Source organism: Sphingobacterium bambusae, from assembly GCF_033955345.1.
In the GTDB taxonomy this organism is placed as follows: domain Bacteria; phylum Bacteroidota; class Bacteroidia; order Sphingobacteriales; family Sphingobacteriaceae; genus Sphingobacterium; species Sphingobacterium bambusae.
In genome coordinates this window covers 1,286,254-1,307,422 of the sequence record NZ_CP138332.1, presented here as the reverse complement: position 1 = coordinate 1,307,422, position 21,169 = coordinate 1,286,254, and the positions used below count along the sequence as shown (strand labels likewise).

The following is a 21,169-nucleotide window of genomic DNA, read 5'->3' as shown; positions in this document are numbered from 1 at the left end:
GGAAAAAGATTTCGGAGCGCCGTTAACCGTTCTTATTGCTATCCTCTAGATCCTGCAGTGGTTTATCCTCTCCCGCAACAGGTTCAATAGCAAGTTCTTCTTCCTCCTTTCTTGATCGTCCGGTTATCTTTTTCCAAATAAAGCTGAAACCACCTACGCAGGCTACGGCAATCACCTTCCAGAATTTAAGTAATACGGCGAAAAAGCCGGCTTTTGCTAATATCTTTCCTGCTACCAAACTACCGACGGTCCAAGAAGCCACCTCGTCGCCATCCACGTAATCTGCATAACGGTCGCCTTCTTTGAAATTAACGCTGGCTATGATAGGGTCTATGCTCTTTTCCACTTCGGGAAGTTGGTCGATGGCAGCAACGGCATTGATCAAATAAATCCCACGGCGCCCCAGCACGCGCAGGTTATAGTTCAGCGTGTTTAGGCTATCGTCTTGAAAGCTGATTTCCTTTGCCCAATGCAATACTTTCTTGCTGTCATCATAGTAGGGTTTAGAGGCCCAGCCAATCAGTTCTACAGAGCCATAGCCAGCTGCTTTTCGGTTTTCATTTTCACTGGCAAGATCTTTCTTGGTTTCGGCAAGCATTTCATCGTAATTAATTTCTTGGGCGTCCTTATCCTCTACGTAACCCATCGCATCATAACTGATGGTGAAGGCCCAACTATTAGCGTGAAGCACACCCTTTCCTTCCGGTACCAGCATACCAATGATATCTTGGTCTTCTGGATTTCCCCATAGCGTACTCAATACGTAATTGCTTTGTTCGCGATTTAAGAACTGGAAACCTTTCGGTACTTGAAGTATTCCGTTGCCGCGTTCAAGCGGAATAGTTCCTGTGCTGTATTGTAACGATTTTTCAATTTCTTCGATCGTAGCTTGTGTGCTGTCCACTTCTTGTCCATGAATAATTAAAGATGAGCACAACAGTATGAAAAAAAGCAATATATTTCTCATTGGTTTGGTAGAATAAGGTTTTGTAATGAATCCTGAACCAAATATAGAAAAATTTTTGTCTCCTGACTATGAGAAATCAGTGGTTTGGGAATTAAATTTAGGTTAAAAAACGAATCGCCGGTTGCGCATCAGTGCTTCGTACCGATCGATTCGTTAGTTTTTTTATGCGAAGCTATTCCGCTGTTTTTAAGACGTTGCGGTAAGGGTATTTGGCGTATATGTGGCGCTTTGCGAAACGAGCGGGCGAATCAGCATTCACCAGCTTGATGTATTCATTGCGCGGAACATTGAAATACTCGTACTTGCTGCCGTCCAAAAAGGTGATGGTCAAGATGTGTCCCTTCCAGTCAAAATCGCTGATATTAGATGTATCGATCGTGTTTTGATAAATTGGACGTTGATTTTCTAGCGTTTCAGGGCAGATACTCACCAAAAAATGGTAGGCTTCAATCATCTCCTTGCTTTTTTCTTCGGCGTTACGAAGGCCTTCCTCATCATTCACAAATTTATCGGGGTGACATTCCTTCATGATTTGCCGATAGCGGGACTTCAGGGTGCTGAGGTCAGCTTTGCTATCTAAATCTAAAAGTTTTCTGTAGTCTGCTATTTTTTTCATCGGCGCAAAGGTAGTTATTCTGTTCCAACGGTTCAACAAAAAGATGGTATGTGGGGTTAATATTTCGTTAATTGTCTGCTATTTAGCCATCAGTTGTCGGGCTTTACTGCTCTCCGCTTCCTTGCGCTAGGTATTTACGGATCAATAGGCTTAATTCGTCAGCCCTGTTAAGCGTCATAAAGTGCCCCGCATTATCGAGCTGAACATCACTTTTAATATATTTTATAGGCAAGACACGATCCGCTGTGCCATGTATATGTAATACTTGTCGAGGAGAAACCTCGTTTTTCCATGTCGCAATTTGGCGTAGCGCCCAATCCAAGAAAAGAGGATCGGTATCTGCCAAGATTTGCTTTAGCAAATTTCTTTCCCATGCTGTTTTCGTACCAAAAAGCCAATAGAGAAGACGGTTAGGTCGCTTCAACCATGCGGTCGGTATCAGGGCTTGCAGTCTCATCTTTCCGGCCAAACGAAAATAAGGGGGGATTTCGTTGCTTACTTTGGCAGAAGCGAGCAGGATGAGCCTGTCGAAAGAGATCTGCTTTGAAATCTCCACGGCGATCATCCCACCGAAAGAGAGGCCTAAAAGAATGGGATTTTCGTCCGTTATCTGTTCACGAATCCTTTTTGCATAGTCACTCATTGTCTCATTTTTACCGGGCGGAATCCAGCGGATAAAATGAACGGAGAAGGTTCCGAAGTCGAGTTTTTGGAATGCTCTTTCGTCTGCGCCCAATCCACTAAAAAGATAAATATTCTTGCTCTTACGTTTGAGATCTTTCCTTGCGCTGTCCACTTCCATGTCTAATGTTATGTGCGTATCGATGATGCGCGTTTATTCACTGCTGTTGTTTCGTGTTAAGTCAAAGCTGTGTAGGTGTTTTACACGACTTTCCCGTTGATACCAGTCGTTTGCTACTAATTCAATTTCTGTTACAGGAAAGCTGCCAAAGTCATGCTCGCGGAAACGTTGCACCGTCTCTAAGAAAGGGGTTTTGTTTGTGAGCCTTTTTTGTAGACGTAGCACGGTAGTGTGGGCGGTTTTTATCGCATATCGTTTGTCCAGTGAGTTTTCCAAGGTGGATTCCGCGAAATGCTTACGCAGGCTGTCTCTTAACGGGTTCAGTTGGTCGTCGGGCAAGAAGCCCTGAACCATAATGCAAGATGGTGATGCGGTGACACCTTGAAAATGAATGTCAAAGGGTTTACATGTCGCAAGGCTTTTTTTTATTAGGCTAACATATTCCTCTACTTGTATGCTTTCCAACTGAAATTCCGGATAACAGGAGATAATGGACATTAATGTTATATGGATGTCTGAAGGAGGGTAGTAATATTGATTTGGTTCTACCTGAGCAAGCTCGGCCAGCATAAAGTCGATCTTTTCTTTGACCGCCGCACTCGGGCGTATCACCAAGGTGATGCCATAGCGTGTATCGTTGGGGTCATGTATGGTTTCGTCAATCTCGTAACTGTCATGGGTAAAGCTCTCCCATGCTTGCGTATACATGCGTTCGTAATGCGCGCCTAAATCTGTTTGCTTGAAATCCATTATTTTTCTGCCGCCTCCCACCAGCGTGTAAAGGTTTGGGTGGTATCTCTTAAATATAATACGTCGCCTATTTTAGGTGTTAGTAATGGAAGCTTCTTGGCGATAGCCGCGTCGGCAATCTTTTCCAAAGGTTCATACCAGGGGTGTCTGCCGAGGGCAAATTTAGAATGGTGTATCGTCATAAAAAGTGTTGGCTGTAAGTCGTCAATGGCTTTGGTCAAATCTTGTGGAAGTAAGTGTATGTATTTCCAATCTTCATTATATTGACCATTTTCTATAACCGCAAGATCAATCTGTGCAAATTGCTGCTTGATGGCCTTGAAATGTGTGTCGTACCCCGTGTCACCAGAGAGGAATACGTTGCCAAAGGAGCTTTGCAGCATGTAGGCCGTCCATAGCGTTTGGTTGGATCGTAGTCCTCGGCCGGAAAAGTGTCGCGCAGGAAGGGCAGTGAGCGTTATGTTTTTATCAACTGCAAATTGCTCGCCCCAGTCTACCTCCCGGATGATGTCTGGATGGAATCCCCAATGTTCCAAATGTGCACCAACACCGAGTGGACAAACAACCGATTTCACACGTTCGCGAAGCTGTACCACGCTGTGGTAGTCCAAGTGATCCCAATGGTCATGCGTTATTAAAAGGAGATCGATGGGGGGAATGTCTCCCGGTTTAAAACGATCGGTACCTAAAAAGGGCTTGTTGATAAATGATACTGGAGATGCCGATATCAGAACGGGATCCACAAGTATACGCTGACCGTCGAGCTGTAAAAACAGTGAAGAATGTCCCAGCCACACAAGGAGATCTTCCGCTGGAGGAAGGCTGGCAAGTGCGGTCTTTTCCGTTGGCAATGCAATCTCGGGAACAAGGTCTGCAACGTCATTGAATAGGAATTCCCAGGTGCTTTGCCACAACGATTTGTCGCTACTCATGAGCGCCGTTGGGGATTGATTTTCAAAGGAACCGTTTTTGTAGTTGGGCGATTGTTTTATACGTTCCAATCGAGCTCCTTCGGGCAATTTACCAAATTGAGCACTGTTTAAAAAAAGGATAAGAATGCCGCCACAAAGCAGTAGCAATATGCCCAACGTATAGGCTGTATATTTAAAAAAACGTTTTCTTTTTAATGTCATGTCGGTGTAGGTACGATGAAACGCCGGTTGTCGGCTTTGTCCGAGGCCACTGTGAAATTAAGATAAAAAAACTGTAAAATAAAGGGTATTTGCATCAGCAAACCTTTGTCCTTCCCATTTTTTATATTATTTTGCATAAAGTTGGATCTCGATCCATAGCATTTAAAAATTTACGATTATGGCAAAGCAATTTTTTATTCCAGATTCTAAACATCTTACGAATGATGTTGCCGAGCAACATGGCGATATTTATGCCTATCTACAGTCTTTGCTGCCGGTGGACGCAGGGGAGCTGGTGCAAGAAAAATTGGTCTATTCGTTTAGTTACATTGATAGCAATAACGATGAAATAGTATATACTATTGGTAAAGACCATCCTTTTAAAAGCGTACAAGTGCTGGTAGTTTTCAAAGCCGCTGATGTTTATTATATTTTTTCAGATGAGCAGGGGCTCTCTCCGGAAAGATTGGATTTTAGTGGACATAAATTGAATAAAGTTCAGTTTTTTGACTAAAACTAGTGGATTGACTGTGCGGCTACGTTAGTCTATTTTTGTTTTTTTTGGGTCGAGGTATTTTATCTGTGGTTTTTTATTCGCTATCGGCTTTTAGGATGCTTGTTTATTCAGTTTAGACAGTTATTTATCTTCTCATCTTTCTGTTTCGTTGCTATTTTTCTATTTTTTGCGTGCTGTATCTCCCTGATTTTCGTTTTTGTCTGCTAAAACGTTAAATCTTTTTTTGATTTTCGGGGTTCAAAATAAAATTTTGCTAAAAATGAGATATGCGTTGTTTTAAATTCACATACTATCTAAGTTTGATATAGATAGACAAACCGTTCGGTATTTCATATCTTACCGACGGGTGGATGCTGAAATATCGAGCAAAATGCTGGATCAGCATTAATGATCCAAACATCAGGCTGCATTCTCCCCAGAATGCAGCTTTTTTTTTAGCGATGTTCGAAAAACGAAGGATGAATGAAAGGCATCTCTCTATTTGGTTTCTATGAGAAGATGGATTTTGTTTTGTAAGGCTATATTCCATGTGTTCTTGTTGTTTTTTTTATAAATCAGTTTGTTTTTTGTAAAATTTACGGAATTTCACTACTATTGTTGTGTTTTTTAAATGTACTGCTAACATTTGTAATGTAAGTGATAATTGCGGTTTTTATACTTTCTCTAACTTTGGGTCTATTTTTTTAGCTCCTTTGCTACGAAGAAGGTGCCTATGCCGTGTTGGAAAATCACGAAGTCTAACAACTAACAAATTTAATCTACAAAATTAGTAGACTTTTTTATGACTATTTATATATTTGCTTCGATGAGCGGAGCGGTGTAGACACAAGCGGTCATGTTTTGTGTTGGAACGTTAGCAGGTATTAGATAAGAGAGAACTATAGGTCATGGCAAAAGATTCGGAAATAGTATGGGTATCGGCGATTCGCAGTGGCGATGAAGAGGCTTTTGGTCAAGTATACGATCATTACTGGAGAACGTTGCTTGCTCTTTCGTATCAATATACGAAAGATAAAGCCTTGGCCGAAGAAATTGTGCAAGACGTCTTTGTTTCTCTTTGGCAACGTCGCACTGATCTTGTTATCGATTCGCTTTCGGCTTATCTAGCTACCGCGATTAAGTTTTCTACCTTCAAAGCATTGCATCGCGCCAAAAGACAAGCGCTGATTCGCGAGTCTGTGCTAACACAGTCTAGTGTTCAGCTTGATGAAGAAGCTATAGATGCTCGTTTTTTAAAGGAATATGTAGATGGCATTGTAGAGAAATTACCTGAAAGGTGTAAATTGGTGTTTCAAATGAGTAGAGAATCACATAAATCTCACCAAGAAATTGCTCAGGAGCTCGAAATATCAGAAAAAGCCGTGGAGGCAAACATTACAAGAGCATTGAAAGTGTTGCGTGTAAACCTTCGTAAGGTGGGTTTTAGCCTGTTTTTCTTCCTTTTCTAAAAAAAAATCAATAAAAAAATTAAATTTTCTTGCTAATCATATAGGGGAACGCCTAGTCTTGGGGTACTTCTAAATAATAACCGTTTTTATGGATAATAAGGAGCTATATTATTTGATAGAAAAATACCTGGCCGATACCGCGACTGCCGAAGAGCGTGAACGACTCCTAGCTTGGTACCGATCACATCCGGTGGATGAAGTCGTTTGGGAATCTGCCGACCCAGACGAGGAAGAACGATTGGAGGAGCGCCTGAAAGGTGGAATTTGGGCGGAGATGGGGAAGGCTTCTGTTGCTAAAAACAAAAAACTTCGTTTTTGGTGCTATGGTGCCGTAGCGGCCTTTTTGCTGATGGCGTTTGGGATCGCTTTTTGGCAGGGTTTGGATGGTCGTAGCGATAAGCTGATCGCACAACCGCCGAAGGAGCAAGCCGAAAATCGCTTTGTACTCCTTCCTGATAGCTCCAAGGTTATTCTACGGCCCGGTAGCCGATTGCGTTATAAAACGGATTTTTTCGGAGCAACGCGCGAAGTGGAATTATTCGGTGAAGCTTACTTTGATATCAATCGCCGTGAAGACCAGCCTTTTATTATTCATACCGGAAAAGTAAAGACGGTGGTGTTGGGTACTGCCTTTACGATCAAAGCTAGTGAAGGGCAGGAGGATGTTCAGGTAACTGTACAGCGCGGTAAAGTGCGCGTTGAGCGAGCCGAAGCTGTTCTTGCAACACTGACCGCCAATGAGCAGGTTCATGTAAAAGAAAATACCGTGACATTGCCGACCAAGAAAGTTGAAGCGGAGCAAACGATGCTGTGGACGGTTGAAGACATACGCTTTGACTCGCAGCCCTTTGGCAAGATTACGGAAAAACTAGGCCGTCGATATGGAGCGAAGATTGTCTTTGAAAATGCAATGCTAGCCGGATGCCCAGTTACAGGAGGTTTAACAGGTATGGAGACTTTAGAAGAAGTGCTGGATCTCCTGTGTGAAACGAGGCAAGCGAGCTATACGAAAAATAAAGATGGTGTTTATACCGTACGTGGCCATGGCTGTGGCGATTGAGAGGGCGATGCTCGAAAAACACCAGTAAACATAAAAATACTAATCTCTTAAATTAACGTAACGATCATGAAAACAACACGTAATCAAGCACCTTAAAGTAGTATAAACGAAAAACTCCCACGGCCGTAGGAAGCATTGCGGGAGTTTCGGAACTAAACATTTTTGGTAAAACATTTAACCTAATACAAATAATGCAAAAATTCTTGTTTTTTGCAAGTGGAGGACTGTGCTGCTCCTCCAGCTGGCATAAACGATCTAATTTCTCTTTTCTTATGAGAGTCAATGCAATCTGCGGGCTGCTGCTCATCTTGACGATGAACCTCTTAGCAGCTAATTCTACGCTGGGGCAGGATATTAATACCAGTAGGGTGGAATTAACAATGCGTTCCACGACCTTAAAATCAGCGCTTAAACAATTGGAGCAAGAGACGGGCTTGCATATCTTTTATCCTACCGAGATTGTGGATAAATACCAGGTGAAAAATATAGATCGCAAACAGCGAACAGTTGCGCAAACGCTGGATCTTTTATTGGAAGGAACCGCGCTACGTTACAGACAACGTGGTAAAAACTTGGTTCTCTTTGAAGATGCTAGCGCCTCGCATACAACGATAAAAGATAAACCACAACAGCGTGCCGTTGGAGGACAGGTGGTTGACCAAGATGGGAAACCGTTGGCTGGGGTGTCGATTGTTATGCGCAATTGGCAGAAGCTAGCCAGAGATCTTTCCTACAACAGCAGTACAGCCTCGGATGCTGCCGGTCATTGGTCGCTGATGGTGCCGAGCGATACCATCGTATTGGTATTTTCTTTTATCGGCTACGAAAAACAGGAAATACGCGTAGGCAATAAAACCAGCTTTTTGGTTTCGCTGAAGCCCGATGATGCACAGCAGATCGAAGATGTGGTGGTGACTGGTTTATTTGAACGTCCTGCCGAGATGTACACTGGCGCAGCCCGATCTTTCTCGCAGGAGCACCTTCAGCAAGTGTCAAGTGACAATGTGTTGACTGCACTTAAGTCGCTCGATCCTTCATTTCAGATGCCTGAAAATCTTAATCTAGGTTCTAATCCCAATGCATTGCCCGACGTAACTCTTCGCGGTGGAAACAGTTTGGTTGATCCCAACGTTTCTAGCAGTACGCCGTTTAACTACAACAGTAATCCCAATACCCCATTGTTTATTTTGGATGGATTTGAAGTTTCGCTTACCCGCATCAATGATTTGGATCTGACACGTATAAAATCTGTTTCCCTACTGAAAGATGCGACCGCGACATCTATCTATGGATCACGTGCCGCCAATGGCGTTGTCGTGATTGAAACCATACGTCCCAAAGCGGGAAAGCTAAACGTTACCTATACTGGTAACATGACGATTGAAGCTCCTGATTTGACTGGTTATGACATTCTCAACGCACAAGAGAAACTGGACATAGAAAGAAAGGCCGGCGTATATAATTATTCATGGAATATGCGTGATCAGCAATTAAAAACGATTTACAGTGCGCGTCAGGCAGCAGTGCTTTCAGGCGTCAATACCGATTGGTTAGCCCAGCCTGTTCGTACCGGTCTCGGGCAGAAACATAATTTATATGTTGAAGGAGGTCAAGAAGAAGTACAATATGGTGTTAATCTTAATTACTTCAACTCGGCAGGTGCCATGAAAGGGTCTAATCGGCAAACGATGTCCGGAAATACATTTATCAGCTATCGCTTCAAGAATTTAATCTTCCGAAACGACCTTACGTTAACGACGAATGTAGGGAAAAACTCCCCTTATGGATCCTTTGCGCAATATGCTCGTTTGAATCCTTACTGGACTCCATATAACGCAGATGGAACGTATAAAATATACCTAGAAGAGATTTTCGACGAAGGAGGTGTACGCTTGACTAATTTCGATAATTATGACAATCTTACCGGCTATGAGGGAAGGCCGACCAACCCGCTGTACGACGCCTCGCTAAATTTAGTTGATCAGACTAAATACAACAGCATCGTCAATAACTTTGCATTTGAATGGCAAGCATATAATTGGTTGCGCTTCAAAGGAACGTTTGCCTATTCTTATCAGGCAGACGAGTCCGACAAGTTTTTGCCTGCTCAGCATTCATCTTTTACGGAGAGAACCACCTTTGAAAAGGGGAGCTATGACAAGGCCTATGGGAAAAGTCAGCGTTACGAGGGTATATTTTCTGCCAACCTGAACAAATTGATTGGTAAGCATATGCTCTTCGGTACGCTGGGTGGTAACATCAGCCAATTGGGGAGTGATACCGAAGCCTTCCGTGTGATTGGCTTTCCGAATGCAACCTTGGATAATCTCACTCAGGGGCTTCAATTTGAGGCGGATACAAAGCCGGTTGGTACGGAAAATATACAGCGGCTGGCCGGTATATTTGCTAACGGTAGCTACGCGTACGATAACCGATACCTCCTTGACCTATCCTACAGGTTGGATGGCTCTTCGCAATTTGGGGCGCGAAATCGTTTTGCTCCATTTTGGTCTACAGGAGCCGGTTGGAACATACATAATGAACCCTTCCTAAAAGACATATCTGGGCTCGATAGGCTGAAGGTACGTTATTCCTACGGCTTCACCGGGTCACAAAATTTCGATTCCTTTTATGGCATGACCACTTCACGCTATTTTACGGCTACGGCTTATCACGGACTAATAGGGACTTACTTGATGGGATTCGGTAATGATGCGCTTGCTTGGCAGAAAACCATGAAGAATAATATTGGTGTGGATCTTACCTTGTTTAATCGTCTTGATGTGACTGCGAATTACTATTTGGAAAATACAGAAGGGTCAATTGCCAGTATCTCGACTGCGCCGTCTACAGGATTCAATAGCTACAAGGAAAACATGGGCGACTTGCAGTCTAAGGGATGGGAACTTTATGCACGGTACAATATTATCAATAGCATGCAAAACCGTAACAATTGGTCGGTATTTGTTAATCTCTTCTCTGTAGAGAATAAAATCAAAAAGGTTTCTAATACGATCGCTGCGCTGAACAAAGCAGCTAACGATTCCCTGTCGACATTGCCTATTACACGATTTGCCGAAGGACAATCAACGACGGCTATTTGGGCAGTACCATCGTTGGGTATAGACCCCGCAACGGGCTATGAGATTTTCCGTACGCGCGATGGTAAAGTAACAAACACCTATAATCCACTTGATCAAGTTATAGTCGCTGATAGTAGACCTAAATTGGAAGGAACTTTCGGTACCAACTTGGAATGGAATGGCTTCGGTCTTAATGCTTATTTCCGCTTTAGAGTGGGAGGCTATGCCTACAACCAAACATTGGTCGATCGGGTAGAGAGTGTGAATGTCAATTTGTACAATGTGGATCGGCGTGTGGCTGAAGAGCGATGGCTGAACCCCGGAGATCAAACTTTTTTCAAAGGACTAATTGATGCCGATGGATACACCATAACGGCTGCAACTTATGCCACGTCTCGCTTTGTGCAGAAAGACGATCTGTTGTCGCTGGAAAGTCTATCGATTTATTATCGTTTTACTGATGCCTTGAATAAGAAAATGAAGCTGCGCAACACGAAGGTTACCGCATTTACAAACGACGTTTTCCGTATATCCACCATCAAAAGGGAGCGGGGACTTGATTATCCCTTCGCACGCTCATTCACGCTACAAATTTCAACAAGTTTTTAACACGTAAAGATGATCAACATGAATATAAAAGAATTTAAAATGCACCTGTTACGAGCGTTTTGCGTTGTTCTTGTGCTAAGCTTGTTTTCGTCTTGCAACAAGTGGTTGGATGTGCATCCGTCAACCCAAACTACCGAGAGTCAACAATTCAGCTCTCAGCAGGGATACATCGATGCGCTCATCGGCGTTTACCAACAAATGGCTGAAAATGACAGCTACGGTAAGGAATTGTCTTTCGGGATGATGGATGTGCTCGCACAGCTTTATTTAAACAAAGCATCGCAGACAGCAAATGTATATGGACAGCTTGCCCGATACAATTACATTGACGCCTCTGTAGAAGCCAGTATAGCGCGTGTTTGGTCTAAGCAATACAATATCATTGCCCAATCAAACTACATATTAAAGGACATCGACAACAATAGGCAACTTTTTACCGGCGTATATTACAACTTGGTCAAGGGCGAAGCATTGGCGATTCGAGCGATGGCACATTTTGATCTACTCCGCCTTTTTGCGCCTTCACTCACGGCTTTGCCCAGCGCCGGCCAGAAGACCATACCTTATATCGAGGCATTTTCTGTACAACCCAGTCGAGCATTAGCGTTTCAGGAGGTGATTGATCGCATTGTTGCGGATCTCAAAGAAGCAGAAGAACTACTTTCTGTGTATCCAAGGATAGACCCAATAGCTGCTAATGCAGGAAGTACATCGTTGGAGCTTTTTCCTATGTTCCGGCAGAATAGATTGAATTATTGGGCTACAAAAGCAATCCTAGCTCGCGTTTACCTGTATAACAACAACAAGGAAGAAGCCCTAACTTATGCAAAACAGGTGATAGACAGTCAACTTTTTCCTTTCGCAAATGGTTCTAACCTGAATACGAATCCCGCAGCGGATAATTCCAATACCATATTTTCTTCTGAACACATCTTTTCTATTTACCGATCAGATCTGAAGCTTTTGTCCGATGAGCTTTTTAAAACCGAAGCGACGACGGCTGAAGCTGCCGATCTGTTTACGACGGAAGCGATCCTTAACGGGATCTATGAACGCACGTTGACAGGATATGGATCCGACATACGCGGGCTAGAAGCTTCTGCTCGACGGTGGAATGTTTTCAATACGGGGACGGTATTTTCGACTAAGTACTATGTAGGCGGAACGGGCGTAAACAATCCCAATCAACGCTTGATACCCGTCGTCCGTTTACCCGAGATGTATTACATTGCAGCGGAAGCATCGCCTAGTATCGCTGAGGGTGTCGCCTATCTCAACACGGTGCGGCAAGCGCGCTTGATACCTGTATTAGACCCAGCAATAGTTAATACGGCGACTTTATTAGACAATGAACTATTCAAGGAATACCGTAAAGAGTTTTACGCGGAGGGGCAATTATGGTTTTATTACAAGCGTAAAAATACCCTGACATTGCAGAACAGCGTTGGGGGGACAATGAGCAACGCTAAGTATGTATTTCCACTTCCGCAGAGTGAAATTGAATTTGGACTTAACTAATGAACAGCCATGAAATTATTGATTAATATACAGTTTGTTTTTATGATTACCCTGTTGATGAGTAGTTGCTCGCAGGATGAACAACTCATGTATCAGGATGACCCCAGTGTTTATTTTTACAAACGTGGAGGAGGCTTAGATAGTGTAGACTATTCCTTTGCCTTGGAAACAACCGATGTAACAACGGACACCATAGGTTTGACCTTCCGCATTATGGGCTTGGCAAGGGACTACGATCGGCCTATTTCCTTAATGCTTGAAGAAGGCTCAAATGCAAAGGAGGGATACCATTATAAGGTGGAGAACTTGTTCATTCCCGCTGGAGAATATGAGGTCGACGCTTCGTTGATCTTTTTCCGAAGGGCGGGCTTAAAAGATAGCACCATCGTGGGGAAACTAAAAGTTGTGGATAATAGCGAGCTGAAAGCTGGCTACAACGATGTGGTCGTGGGCGCAGCCTTTGATCGCTTATCTTACAGATTCACGCTCACCGACAAGTTATCCAAGCCCAGTATATGGGATGCGCGTTGGTTGCCATTATTTGGTGAATACTCCAATACAAAACTTCTTTTTTTAACCGGTTCCACTGGCTACAAAACGTGGAATGCTTTTGTTTCACTGCCGCAAGATCAAAACCAAATGGTACAGAATGCCCGTTACGCGCTGTACGAACATGAACGCGATCAGGGGCCATTATTAGATGAAAACGGCAACCGTGTTGTATTACCTTAATTACTAAAAATGAAAACAGCGATAAATATATCTCTAGCACTTATCTTTTTGTTGACGTTTGCCACGTCCTGCTATAAAGATCATGGAAACTACGATTATGTAGCTATTGCCCCGTTAGCTATACAGGATACGCTTATTTCCGGACAGATTTATGTTCAGCAAGGGGGAACTTTGCGGTTGACGCCGCAAGTCCAACTAAATGGAAACGCAGAGGATTTCAGCTACGACTGGTTCGTCTATCTAAATTCGGCCAGTGCCTCTTACGTCCAAGATAGTACCCGCATCAGTACATCAAAAAATTTGGATTATACAGTAGACCCAAACATTTTTACCATAGGAGAAGATTATAAGCTAACCTATAAGGTTACCAATAATCGAAATGGACTTTCCTATTACTATTTTTATCAACTCACCGTTTCTGACTTATTTACCCAAGGCTGGATCTTTCTGGAAGAAAAAAATAATACAGCGGATTTGTCAATGGTGTTAAAAAGTGGAGAAATATACAGGCAAATTTATTCTTTTCGGAATGCGGATAGTCCTATAAAAGATCCTGTTTCGTTCACTATTTCACCGAGGTCTATATCCGATGCCGTAGGGCCAGACGGCAAGAAGTTTTATATCGTAGGAAAGAGCGATGCAATTGAGCTCGACGGAACCACCATGAAGAAGCGATTTGACTTCAACTATCTTTTTTTTACGCCACCAACATCTAAAGCACCATCTTACATTGCTTGGGGTGGAGCGGGAACAAGTAATTTAGGTTTACTTGTTAATAAGGGTAATCTACACGTTAATCAGGTGGGCGGTTTTCCTGGCGCAAAGAAGTTTACAACGCAACTCACCTCTCCTTCAAATGGATACGACTATGTACTTGCACCGCAGTATACACCAGGGAATCGCATTAACAATGTAAGTGATATCTATGATATCATCATGTATGACCAGAAAAATAAGCGATTTTACGACGTGAGTGCCGGGGCACTGAAAAAATTCGATGATGTCGCTATCAACACCTCGGTATTTGATATGAACAACGTAGGATTAGATCTTATCAAGCTAGATTCATCTAATGTGCAGACCCTTCGAAATGCCATTATGAAAGATAGCGACGGGAAGGGTTACCTCTTGCGCTTCAAAACCACGCGTTCCGCCGAGGATCCATATATTACGGTTAGTAAGGCCGAGATTAAGGCGCCAGGAATTGCTCAGGCGCTAGATGCGGTATGTTCGACGCTGACCCCGCATCTATTCTATGCGTTTGATGGCAAGCTCTACCGTTATGAAGTAACGTCGGATACGTATAAAGAAGCATTTTCTTTTGGAGCTGGCGAGACGCTGACCCGTATCAAATTTGAGCGTCATGGCTATGGGCTGAATACGCCTCGTCTTGTGCTCGCCACTTGGAATGGAGTCGAAGGGAAGGTTTACTATTTGCCTGTAGGCGCTGATGGCAATGTTGGCACTCTAGATAAGACATACACCGGATTCGGGAAAATTATTGACATGGAACTAAAATTTTAATATAATGAAACTAAAACTAACAGCAACTTTGTTGTTGGCTGCAAGCGTCGCCTTTGCACAACAAAATGAAGTCAACCGCTTTCAGCAGTACCGCCCCATATGGGAAAATGGTACCCTCGCGCAAAAGGATTCTTTGGCGACCGCCTTACTGGGCGAAGTAAAAGGCTATAACACGGAGCAAGAGTACCGTACCACCATGAACCTACTCTATGCCCTTGGACATGAAGAGGATCAGAAGCAACTGGGCGTGCAGGCTAAGAAGAAATTTCCAAAAGGATCGTTAACTAGAGATGCCTTCGTTTCGGATGTATTTTATAAAGCAGAAACCTCTGAAGCAAAGGAGAAGGCTTATAAGGAGCTGACGAAAAAATGGCCGCAAAAAAACTTTGTAGGAGAGGAGCTTAGCTACGACTATGTATTAGCCAACTTGGCTGGTACCTATGCGAAGGAAGGCAACGCTACTAAAGCCGTAAGTTACCTTAGCGAAATGAAAGAGCGCTTTTGGCGAGGGAACGGTTATCTGCCTGTCGCACAAACATTATTAGCGGCGGGAGATACCACGGCAGCGGCGCCTTTGTTAAAGACAGCTATGGACGATGCCTATTACTACATCAGTTTGCCTGAAGAGCAAAAAGATAATAAAGCGCGTTTTGCCTCAATGGGTTACGCCAGCTCGATGTCGGCTTATGTGGGCATTTTAGTAAATCAAGGAAAGCACGCCGAAGCGTTGGATTTGGTAGAAAAAGCACTTGTTGTGGCGCCGGAGCAGGCAGATGGTCTCGCTTCTGTGTATTACAAATTGTTAATAAACGCTAATAGGAAGCTGGAAGCCTTCAATATTTTAAGAGGCCTATATGCCAAAGGACAATTTGGGGTAGAGGATGATTTAAAAACGCTTTACACCGCTTTAAATGGCTCGCTTCAAGGCTATGAAAGTTTCAATACCGGATTGAAAAACGAATTGTTGGTTGCTATACGGGAACATATCAAAGAGAAGGAAACTTTCAAACCTGCACCCGCCTTTGAGCTGCTTAACCTAAAGGGTGAAACGGTATCCTTAGCTAGTTTGAAAGGCAAAGTGGTGGTATTGGATTTTTGGGCAACTTGGTGCCAGCCTTGCATTCGTTCTTTCCCAGGAATGCAGGCCGCACAAACAGCGTATGAAAATGACGACGACGTTCAGTTCCTATTTATCAATACTTGGGAACGCGACAAAGAATACAAAAAGAATGTCGTTTCTTTTATAGAAAAGAACAAATATCCCTTCGAAGTGCTTTACGATGATCAAAAGGATGCCGAAACAGGTCAGGTGATGGCTGCTAAATTTGGCGTGAACGGTATCCCCGCTAAATTTGTCATTGATAAGGAAGGGAATATTCGCTATTTCCTAACCGGGTCAACGCCAAATGTGGATTACATTAAAATGGAGATGAAGGAGCTGATCGAAGCGGCCAAGAAACCTTACAAGAAAGGATAACGCTAAAATAAATTCAATCATACAATAAAAAAACGGCAGGACCATTATTCGTCCTGCCGTTTTTTGCTGTAAAGCTAACTTACTCTTTACCTTGGTCTTCCGCTTTTTCGATTTCCGTTTCTTGTGCTACGGTTTCGTTGTCCCAGGGCGCGTCATGATGAAAGTTAACAGGTCGCAATGTTTCACCGTATTTCAACACGAAGGTACCCTTCACCCGAGTAGATTTAAAGATGTATGATGTCCAAATGGCGGCAAATATGATGCTTCGAACGATTTCTGTAGGATCAGCCTGAAATTCTGCTTGACCATTAAATAATACGTTGGCAGCAATGGCATCAAAGACAACGGCCGCCAATTGAAACAGCATTAGGAAGAATACCGTTTGTGGAAAAATGTCGCGTTTTTTCATCAACAGGTAACAGCAGTAGCCTGATAGGAAAATGATGAACGTATTTGCTGCAAACTCCAGTAGAAAGACGGGCATATAGAATGCGGGCAACCCATTGTTCCCAGCCGTCAAATTGGACCAAACTTGTGCATTAAACGCGAAGGGGAGCATAGCCGTAAAGAATACCCGTATAGGGCTGAAGAATAAACCTATAGCGAGTAGCGCAAGCCAGCCACCGATACTATCATGTCGAGGTTCTTCATATAACCAGATAAGCGATGATGCCGCCGTACTATTGTAATACCGAAAGGCGACTACAGCGAACAGCGCAAGGAGACCTACAAAAGCGAATATCGACCAGTAGTTTGTGCTGTCATGCGTATTTGATCCCGTGATAAATCCATCGTCATCGAGAAAAACGGCGGCACTGAAATACTCGTTCTTTTGACCAAAATCGCTGATGTAATTCGCAACTTGATTTGCCTTGACATAACTGTCGTGAAAGCCCAGTCGAAAGGAAATTTTCAAAGTGTCGTTATCCGTCTTGATGTTTTTGCCAAAATAATAGCTTTCACGATCTATAAAGCTGTTTTCCTGCATTGGTGGAACGTCAACATCATCAGGATTAATAAGGTATACGTCATGTTCCAAAGTCAACGGATATTGGAGCGCGATGGGCGAGAGTCGTGATTCCAACGCTTCTGGAATGGAGCTGCTTAGGTTGGTCGCATAGGCGGATACGGCTAATCTATTGCTTGATGGATCCCGCTCGGTCAACTGTTTCACTGTATAAAATTCCCTAACGCGGAAGATATTGTTTGCTAGATCATCTTCATAGGTTAAAGCAGCGCGTTTTGAGGCTTGTTTGTAAAGTTTCTGATAGTAGTTTAGATAGGATTTCTCAATCTGATTTTTAGCATTTTGCTTGAAATAGCTGCGTATATTATCTGCGTTGGGCCCCGTATAAATGGTCACGACGTCGACGGTGGCGGCGCCGTCTTTGTTTAAGTAAAAACGCTCTTCAATACGCGTGTTGCCCGCGACGATCTTTTCCGTATCGCGCAACTTGGCACCGGCTGTCGCAGGGAGCACCTTTCCATAGAATGGAAAATAGCGATCACGAAATGGCCCGCCTTGGTTGGTTATGGTCGGGTCGATATATTGCCCTCGACCGTCGATCCGAAAGTACAACACCATGTGGTTGAACGCTGAGGGTGCCGGTAAGTAATTTTCCCGTCCATAGTCTTCAGTAGAATGGGCAAGGATAAGCTCACTGAGAATACCTTTGTGCTTTAGCAAAGCGGCCAACAAAACCGATTTGTCTTTACAGTCTCCATAGCGCTGCGCAAACACTTTTTCAGGGCTATTTGCCCGATGGGAATATTCACCCACTTCAATCCCCATGTAGCGAATATCATTTTGAACGAAATCGGCCGCTAGCTGCGCATAGGTCATGGAATCGCCTGTTGATTTCTGCCAAAGCTGATCCGCAAATCGCGACAGTTTACCCGAGGACTGCAAGGTTGGAATCGGATTGACGTCTGACGCCCATTTACCAACGTCTGACCATTTGCTAAATTCGGAACACTCCACACGTTGTCGCGTGGCATACCAAAAAGGGGTGTTAGGCTCATAATCTGCCTTGCTTTCGTCGGTAACATCCCAATAATAGGAAATTGCCGAGCCCAGATCTTGCTGTTGTGCTGCCGGTGCGCCCAAGAAGCCTTTAAACTGCAGTTTACGGTCTTTCGGTACAACATAATTAACCAGCACTTGTCCGACAGGCTCGAAACCTTGCAAATAGAAGGTGTCGAAAAACTTGCCCGCAAAAACTGGATTAGCACCTTTTACCGAGTAGGATAAGATGATTTTATCGTCTTTACGTAGATCTTCCAACAGGAGATAGGCGGCGTAGGATCCGTTGTAGATCGATCTTGATAGTTCCGTTTCGTAGGGCATAAGCTCGAACTTTCCAATTTTTAAGCGGTCTATGCGTTCGCCTTCCCTTAGCAGGTACAGTTCGTGCAAAACCAGCGTTTGGTATTGTGGATTGAAAGATAGGTGGATTTGTCCTGCGTTTTCAGCACCAGCGTTTTCCGTGAGCACCTTTATATTTTTGAAAAACCGTGTTTGTGTCGCTAGATTTACTTGATATTCAATACGCTCGAAATAGTATCCTTCGCTAATATCTTCTAAGTTTGGAGGAACAGGCTTTTGTTGTGAAGCACGGATCCAATTGGGAACCGCACTTTTTGTCAATGTCGGAATTGCGGCAATGGTATGTAAAGACGCCAGCAGCAGGATCAGCATGGTGCCGAAAAAAGGACTTAATTTCATGGAGTTAATAATCTTGAACGAAGATAATAATTAATTGAAATATTAGGAAGCTGAAGTTTTCTTTGCCCGAAGAAGAAAAGATAACGCTAGACGAGGAAGTAAAATACAGGCGTTTTAACGAAAGATAAACGTCGGACAGTAGCTTCTAAGCAATCGAAGATTATGAACTTTTCAACATCCTCAACCTTCGTTCTGCTAGAAATAGATGGGTGCCGGCAGCCAAACTAAGCGCAGCAACCACGATGAATATTAGGTTAAAATCAAAAAACATGGCTACGCAGGAACCGATTATCGGTCCAACAATATTACCGATATAGATGGAGGACTGGTTGAAACCAAAGAGGCGTCCATAGATCCTTTTGTCGCTGTGTTTAACCAACAGGCTCTGTATACACGGAAATAAGGCCCCCTCTCCAAAGCCTAGCAGAAAACGTAACGCACCTAATTGGTAAATATTGGTCGCGAAAAAACTGCACAAGAGGATCAAAACCGTAAACAAAAGTGCCCCAAACAGAACTTTCGGTATGCCCACGCGATCGCCGATACGCCCCAGCAGCGGGGCGGCGAATAGCGCAGAGAATCCAGGGGCGGCGCTTAGGATACCGCTCGTGAAGGCCAAGTTTTCCAACTGCGGTGCGAGCTGCTTCACGTAGAGTAAAAGAATGGGGTTGATGGAGCTGTTCATGACCTGTATCAGCATGGAGGCCAGCAACAGCGCGTAGATCATCCGCGTTGAGCTAATTAATGTACGCCAAGGTGGCAATACCGGCTGCTCCTCGACGATGCTTTGTTTCGGTTTAACGTCTTCCTTGATTAGAAATAAGGTGATAAAGAAGCTGATAAGTAGTAGTATGGAGGTACTGATAAATACAGGAGAAATACCTAGCTTGTCGGCAATATAGCCGCCAAGAAGTGGGCCTATCAATACACCGGATATTTGCGCTGTTGACAACACACTCAATCCCCAGCCACTCTTTTCGCTCGGAATTTGTGCCGCAATTAGGGCGACAGCCGTAGGTATATATCCGGAGGTAATCCCCATAACCGCACGTAGAGCGAGCAGTTGCCAAACCTCCGTCACAAAGGCTTGGAAAAAAATCACGATGCCCATCCCCAATGATGCCCGTAGCAACATGATTTTTCGTCCATAGCGATCAGACAGTTTGCCCCAAAAGGGTGTTGCTATAGCCGATACTAAAAAGGTAATGCTGAACACCAAGCTAGACCATAGCTCCTCATGATCCTGCACCCCAAGCTTCAGCACCAGTAGTGGAAGAAAGGGAAGAACCATGCTGATGGCTATGCCTGTCACAAAACAGCCTAGCCAACAGGTGTAGAGATTTGTCTTCCAGTCGAGCATGCCACAAAGTTTGCAAAAATTATGGGGCATGCAAAACTATGGTCTACAAACAGCACCAATTAAACGTTTCTCAATAGCTGATTTTAGGTTTGCCGTTTTCGCAAGTGACGCCCTTTGCAGGATTTTCATTTACCGTGGGACATTCAGGGCTATTGTTGAGATGCCGTTTTGCCGCATGAAGATGGGTATAAGTTTTCAACATTTGTCCAAACACATAAAAATTGTCGGTATTGGTTATGAGTATATCAATGAAATCGCAATCTTTCCGAATGGTGGCTACATTCCAAAGTTTGGCATCATTGCAGGGCACATCATCAAAAAAGATAGTCAACTCGGGAAGGAGCTGGTCTAGGCGACTGTCGATTTCGTTTACGCTCAAGTCCGTTGCGGCGGCGACCTTAACCTCATTTTCTATGCAACGTATACCAAAATGTGGCGGTAAAGACGCCCGTAGAACATCATAGTTAGGGTAATTTCCTCGGAGTTTATCGGCTTGGCGATATAGTTCATTTGCCTCCGCGACGAGCTTTTTATATGCATCTTCAAAGCTGGGATGTACTGGGACGTAGGCGTAGGATAGCGTATCGATACGCCATTCATCTAGGGTACCACATGTATGGCCTTGTGTAAGGCTTACGGCCTCTTCTATTTTTAGATTCGCAAGACGTGTTAACGTTTCATAAGATTCACCGTCTTTATTGCAGGCAAGAAAACTGGTCAAAATAAGTAATGCCGAGAAAAATTGTAATATCCTTTGTTTCATAAGATAGATTTTAAAAGTGTAACGAGTAAAGTGAACAAGTTGCTACATATCCTATGAGGAAAATACAAGAATTCTAGAATATTTA

16 protein-coding genes are annotated in these 21,169 nt (G+C 43.6%); 8 read left to right on the top strand and 8 right to left on the bottom strand.

The features are described from left to right. Positions 1-22: 22 nt before the first annotated feature. The 5 genes from SCB77_RS05540 to SCB77_RS05520 form a co-directional block, all read right to left on the bottom strand. Positions 23-967, bottom strand: coding sequence for a DUF2167 domain-containing protein (locus SCB77_RS05540; protein ID WP_320185439.1), 945 nt, complete (start codon positions 965-967; stop codon positions 23-25). A gap of 172 nt (positions 968-1,139) precedes the next feature. After that, on the bottom strand, positions 1,140-1,583 hold the full coding sequence (locus SCB77_RS05535) for a KTSC domain-containing protein (protein WP_320185438.1): 444 nt from the start codon (positions 1,581-1,583) through the stop codon (positions 1,140-1,142). A 103-nt stretch (positions 1,584-1,686) separates the two neighbouring features. After that, positions 1,687-2,385, bottom strand: coding sequence for an alpha/beta hydrolase (locus tag SCB77_RS05530; protein ID WP_320185437.1), 699 nt, complete (start codon positions 2,383-2,385; stop codon positions 1,687-1,689). 33 nt (positions 2,386-2,418) lie between these two features. Beyond that, positions 2,419-3,135, bottom strand: coding sequence for a 2'-5' RNA ligase family protein (locus SCB77_RS05525; RefSeq protein WP_320185436.1), 717 nt, complete (start codon positions 3,133-3,135; stop codon positions 2,419-2,421). Continuing rightward, complete coding sequence (locus SCB77_RS05520; RefSeq protein WP_320185435.1) at positions 3,135-4,268, bottom strand: MBL fold metallo-hydrolase; 1,134 nt, start codon at positions 4,266-4,268, stop codon at positions 3,135-3,137. Before SCB77_RS05520 ends, SCB77_RS05525 begins: the two co-directional genes overlap by 1 nt. Before the next feature lie 178 nt (positions 4,269-4,446). Here SCB77_RS05520 and SCB77_RS05515 point away from each other — a divergent pair, with 178 nt between their 5' ends. From SCB77_RS05515 to SCB77_RS05480, 8 genes are all read left to right on the top strand, one after another. Further along, positions 4,447-4,782: a hypothetical protein gene (locus SCB77_RS05515; RefSeq protein WP_320185434.1), complete on the top strand. Its 336-nt coding sequence runs from the start codon at positions 4,447-4,449 to the stop codon at positions 4,780-4,782. A gap of 890 nt (positions 4,783-5,672) precedes the next feature. Continuing rightward, complete coding sequence (locus tag SCB77_RS05510) at positions 5,673-6,233, top strand: RNA polymerase sigma-70 factor (protein WP_320185433.1); 561 nt, start codon at positions 5,673-5,675, stop codon at positions 6,231-6,233. A gap of 88 nt (positions 6,234-6,321) precedes the next feature. Beyond that, positions 6,322-7,293, top strand: a complete 972-nt coding sequence (locus tag SCB77_RS05505) for a FecR family protein (RefSeq protein ID WP_320185432.1) — start codon at positions 6,322-6,324, stop codon at positions 7,291-7,293. Between the two features lie 272 nt (positions 7,294-7,565). Continuing rightward, positions 7,566-10,985, top strand: coding sequence for a SusC/RagA family TonB-linked outer membrane protein (locus SCB77_RS05500; protein ID WP_320185431.1), 3,420 nt, complete (start codon positions 7,566-7,568; stop codon positions 10,983-10,985). 18 nt (positions 10,986-11,003) lie between these two features. After that, positions 11,004-12,503 carry a RagB/SusD family nutrient uptake outer membrane protein gene (locus tag SCB77_RS05495; RefSeq protein ID WP_320185430.1) on the top strand — a complete coding sequence of 500 codons (1,500 nt, stop codon included), beginning with the start codon at positions 11,004-11,006 and terminating at the stop codon, positions 12,501-12,503. 9 nt (positions 12,504-12,512) lie between these two features. Continuing rightward, on the top strand, positions 12,513-13,235 hold the full coding sequence (locus tag SCB77_RS05490; protein WP_320185429.1) for a DUF4843 domain-containing protein: 723 nt from the start codon (positions 12,513-12,515) through the stop codon (positions 13,233-13,235). A gap of 9 nt (positions 13,236-13,244) precedes the next feature. Next, positions 13,245-14,759 (top strand): PKD-like family lipoprotein, encoded by a 1,515-nt coding sequence (locus SCB77_RS05485; protein ID WP_320185428.1) that lies wholly within the window; start codon positions 13,245-13,247, stop codon positions 14,757-14,759. A 4-nt stretch (positions 14,760-14,763) separates the two neighbouring features. After that, positions 14,764-16,236, top strand: coding sequence for a TlpA disulfide reductase family protein (locus SCB77_RS05480; RefSeq protein WP_320185427.1), 1,473 nt, complete (start codon positions 14,764-14,766; stop codon positions 16,234-16,236). A gap of 79 nt (positions 16,237-16,315) precedes the next feature. On the opposite strand, the gene SCB77_RS05475 is transcribed toward SCB77_RS05480, so the two are convergent. The 3 genes from SCB77_RS05475 to SCB77_RS05465 form a co-directional block, all read right to left on the bottom strand. Then, the gene (locus tag SCB77_RS05475; protein WP_320185426.1) at positions 16,316-18,961 is read right to left on the bottom strand and encodes a DUF3857 domain-containing protein; all 2,646 of its coding nucleotides are present in this window, start codon (positions 18,959-18,961) and stop codon (positions 16,316-16,318) included. A 160-nt stretch (positions 18,962-19,121) separates the two neighbouring features. Then, entirely contained in the window at positions 19,122-20,321 is a 1,200-nt protein-coding gene (locus SCB77_RS05470; RefSeq protein ID WP_320185425.1) for an MFS transporter, read from the bottom strand. A gap of 70 nt (positions 20,322-20,391) precedes the next feature. Next, a complete protein-coding gene (locus tag SCB77_RS05465) occupies positions 20,392-21,084 on the bottom strand; it encodes a hypothetical protein (RefSeq protein WP_320185424.1) in 693 nt (230 codons plus the stop codon). Positions 21,085-21,169: the final 85 nt, after the last annotated feature.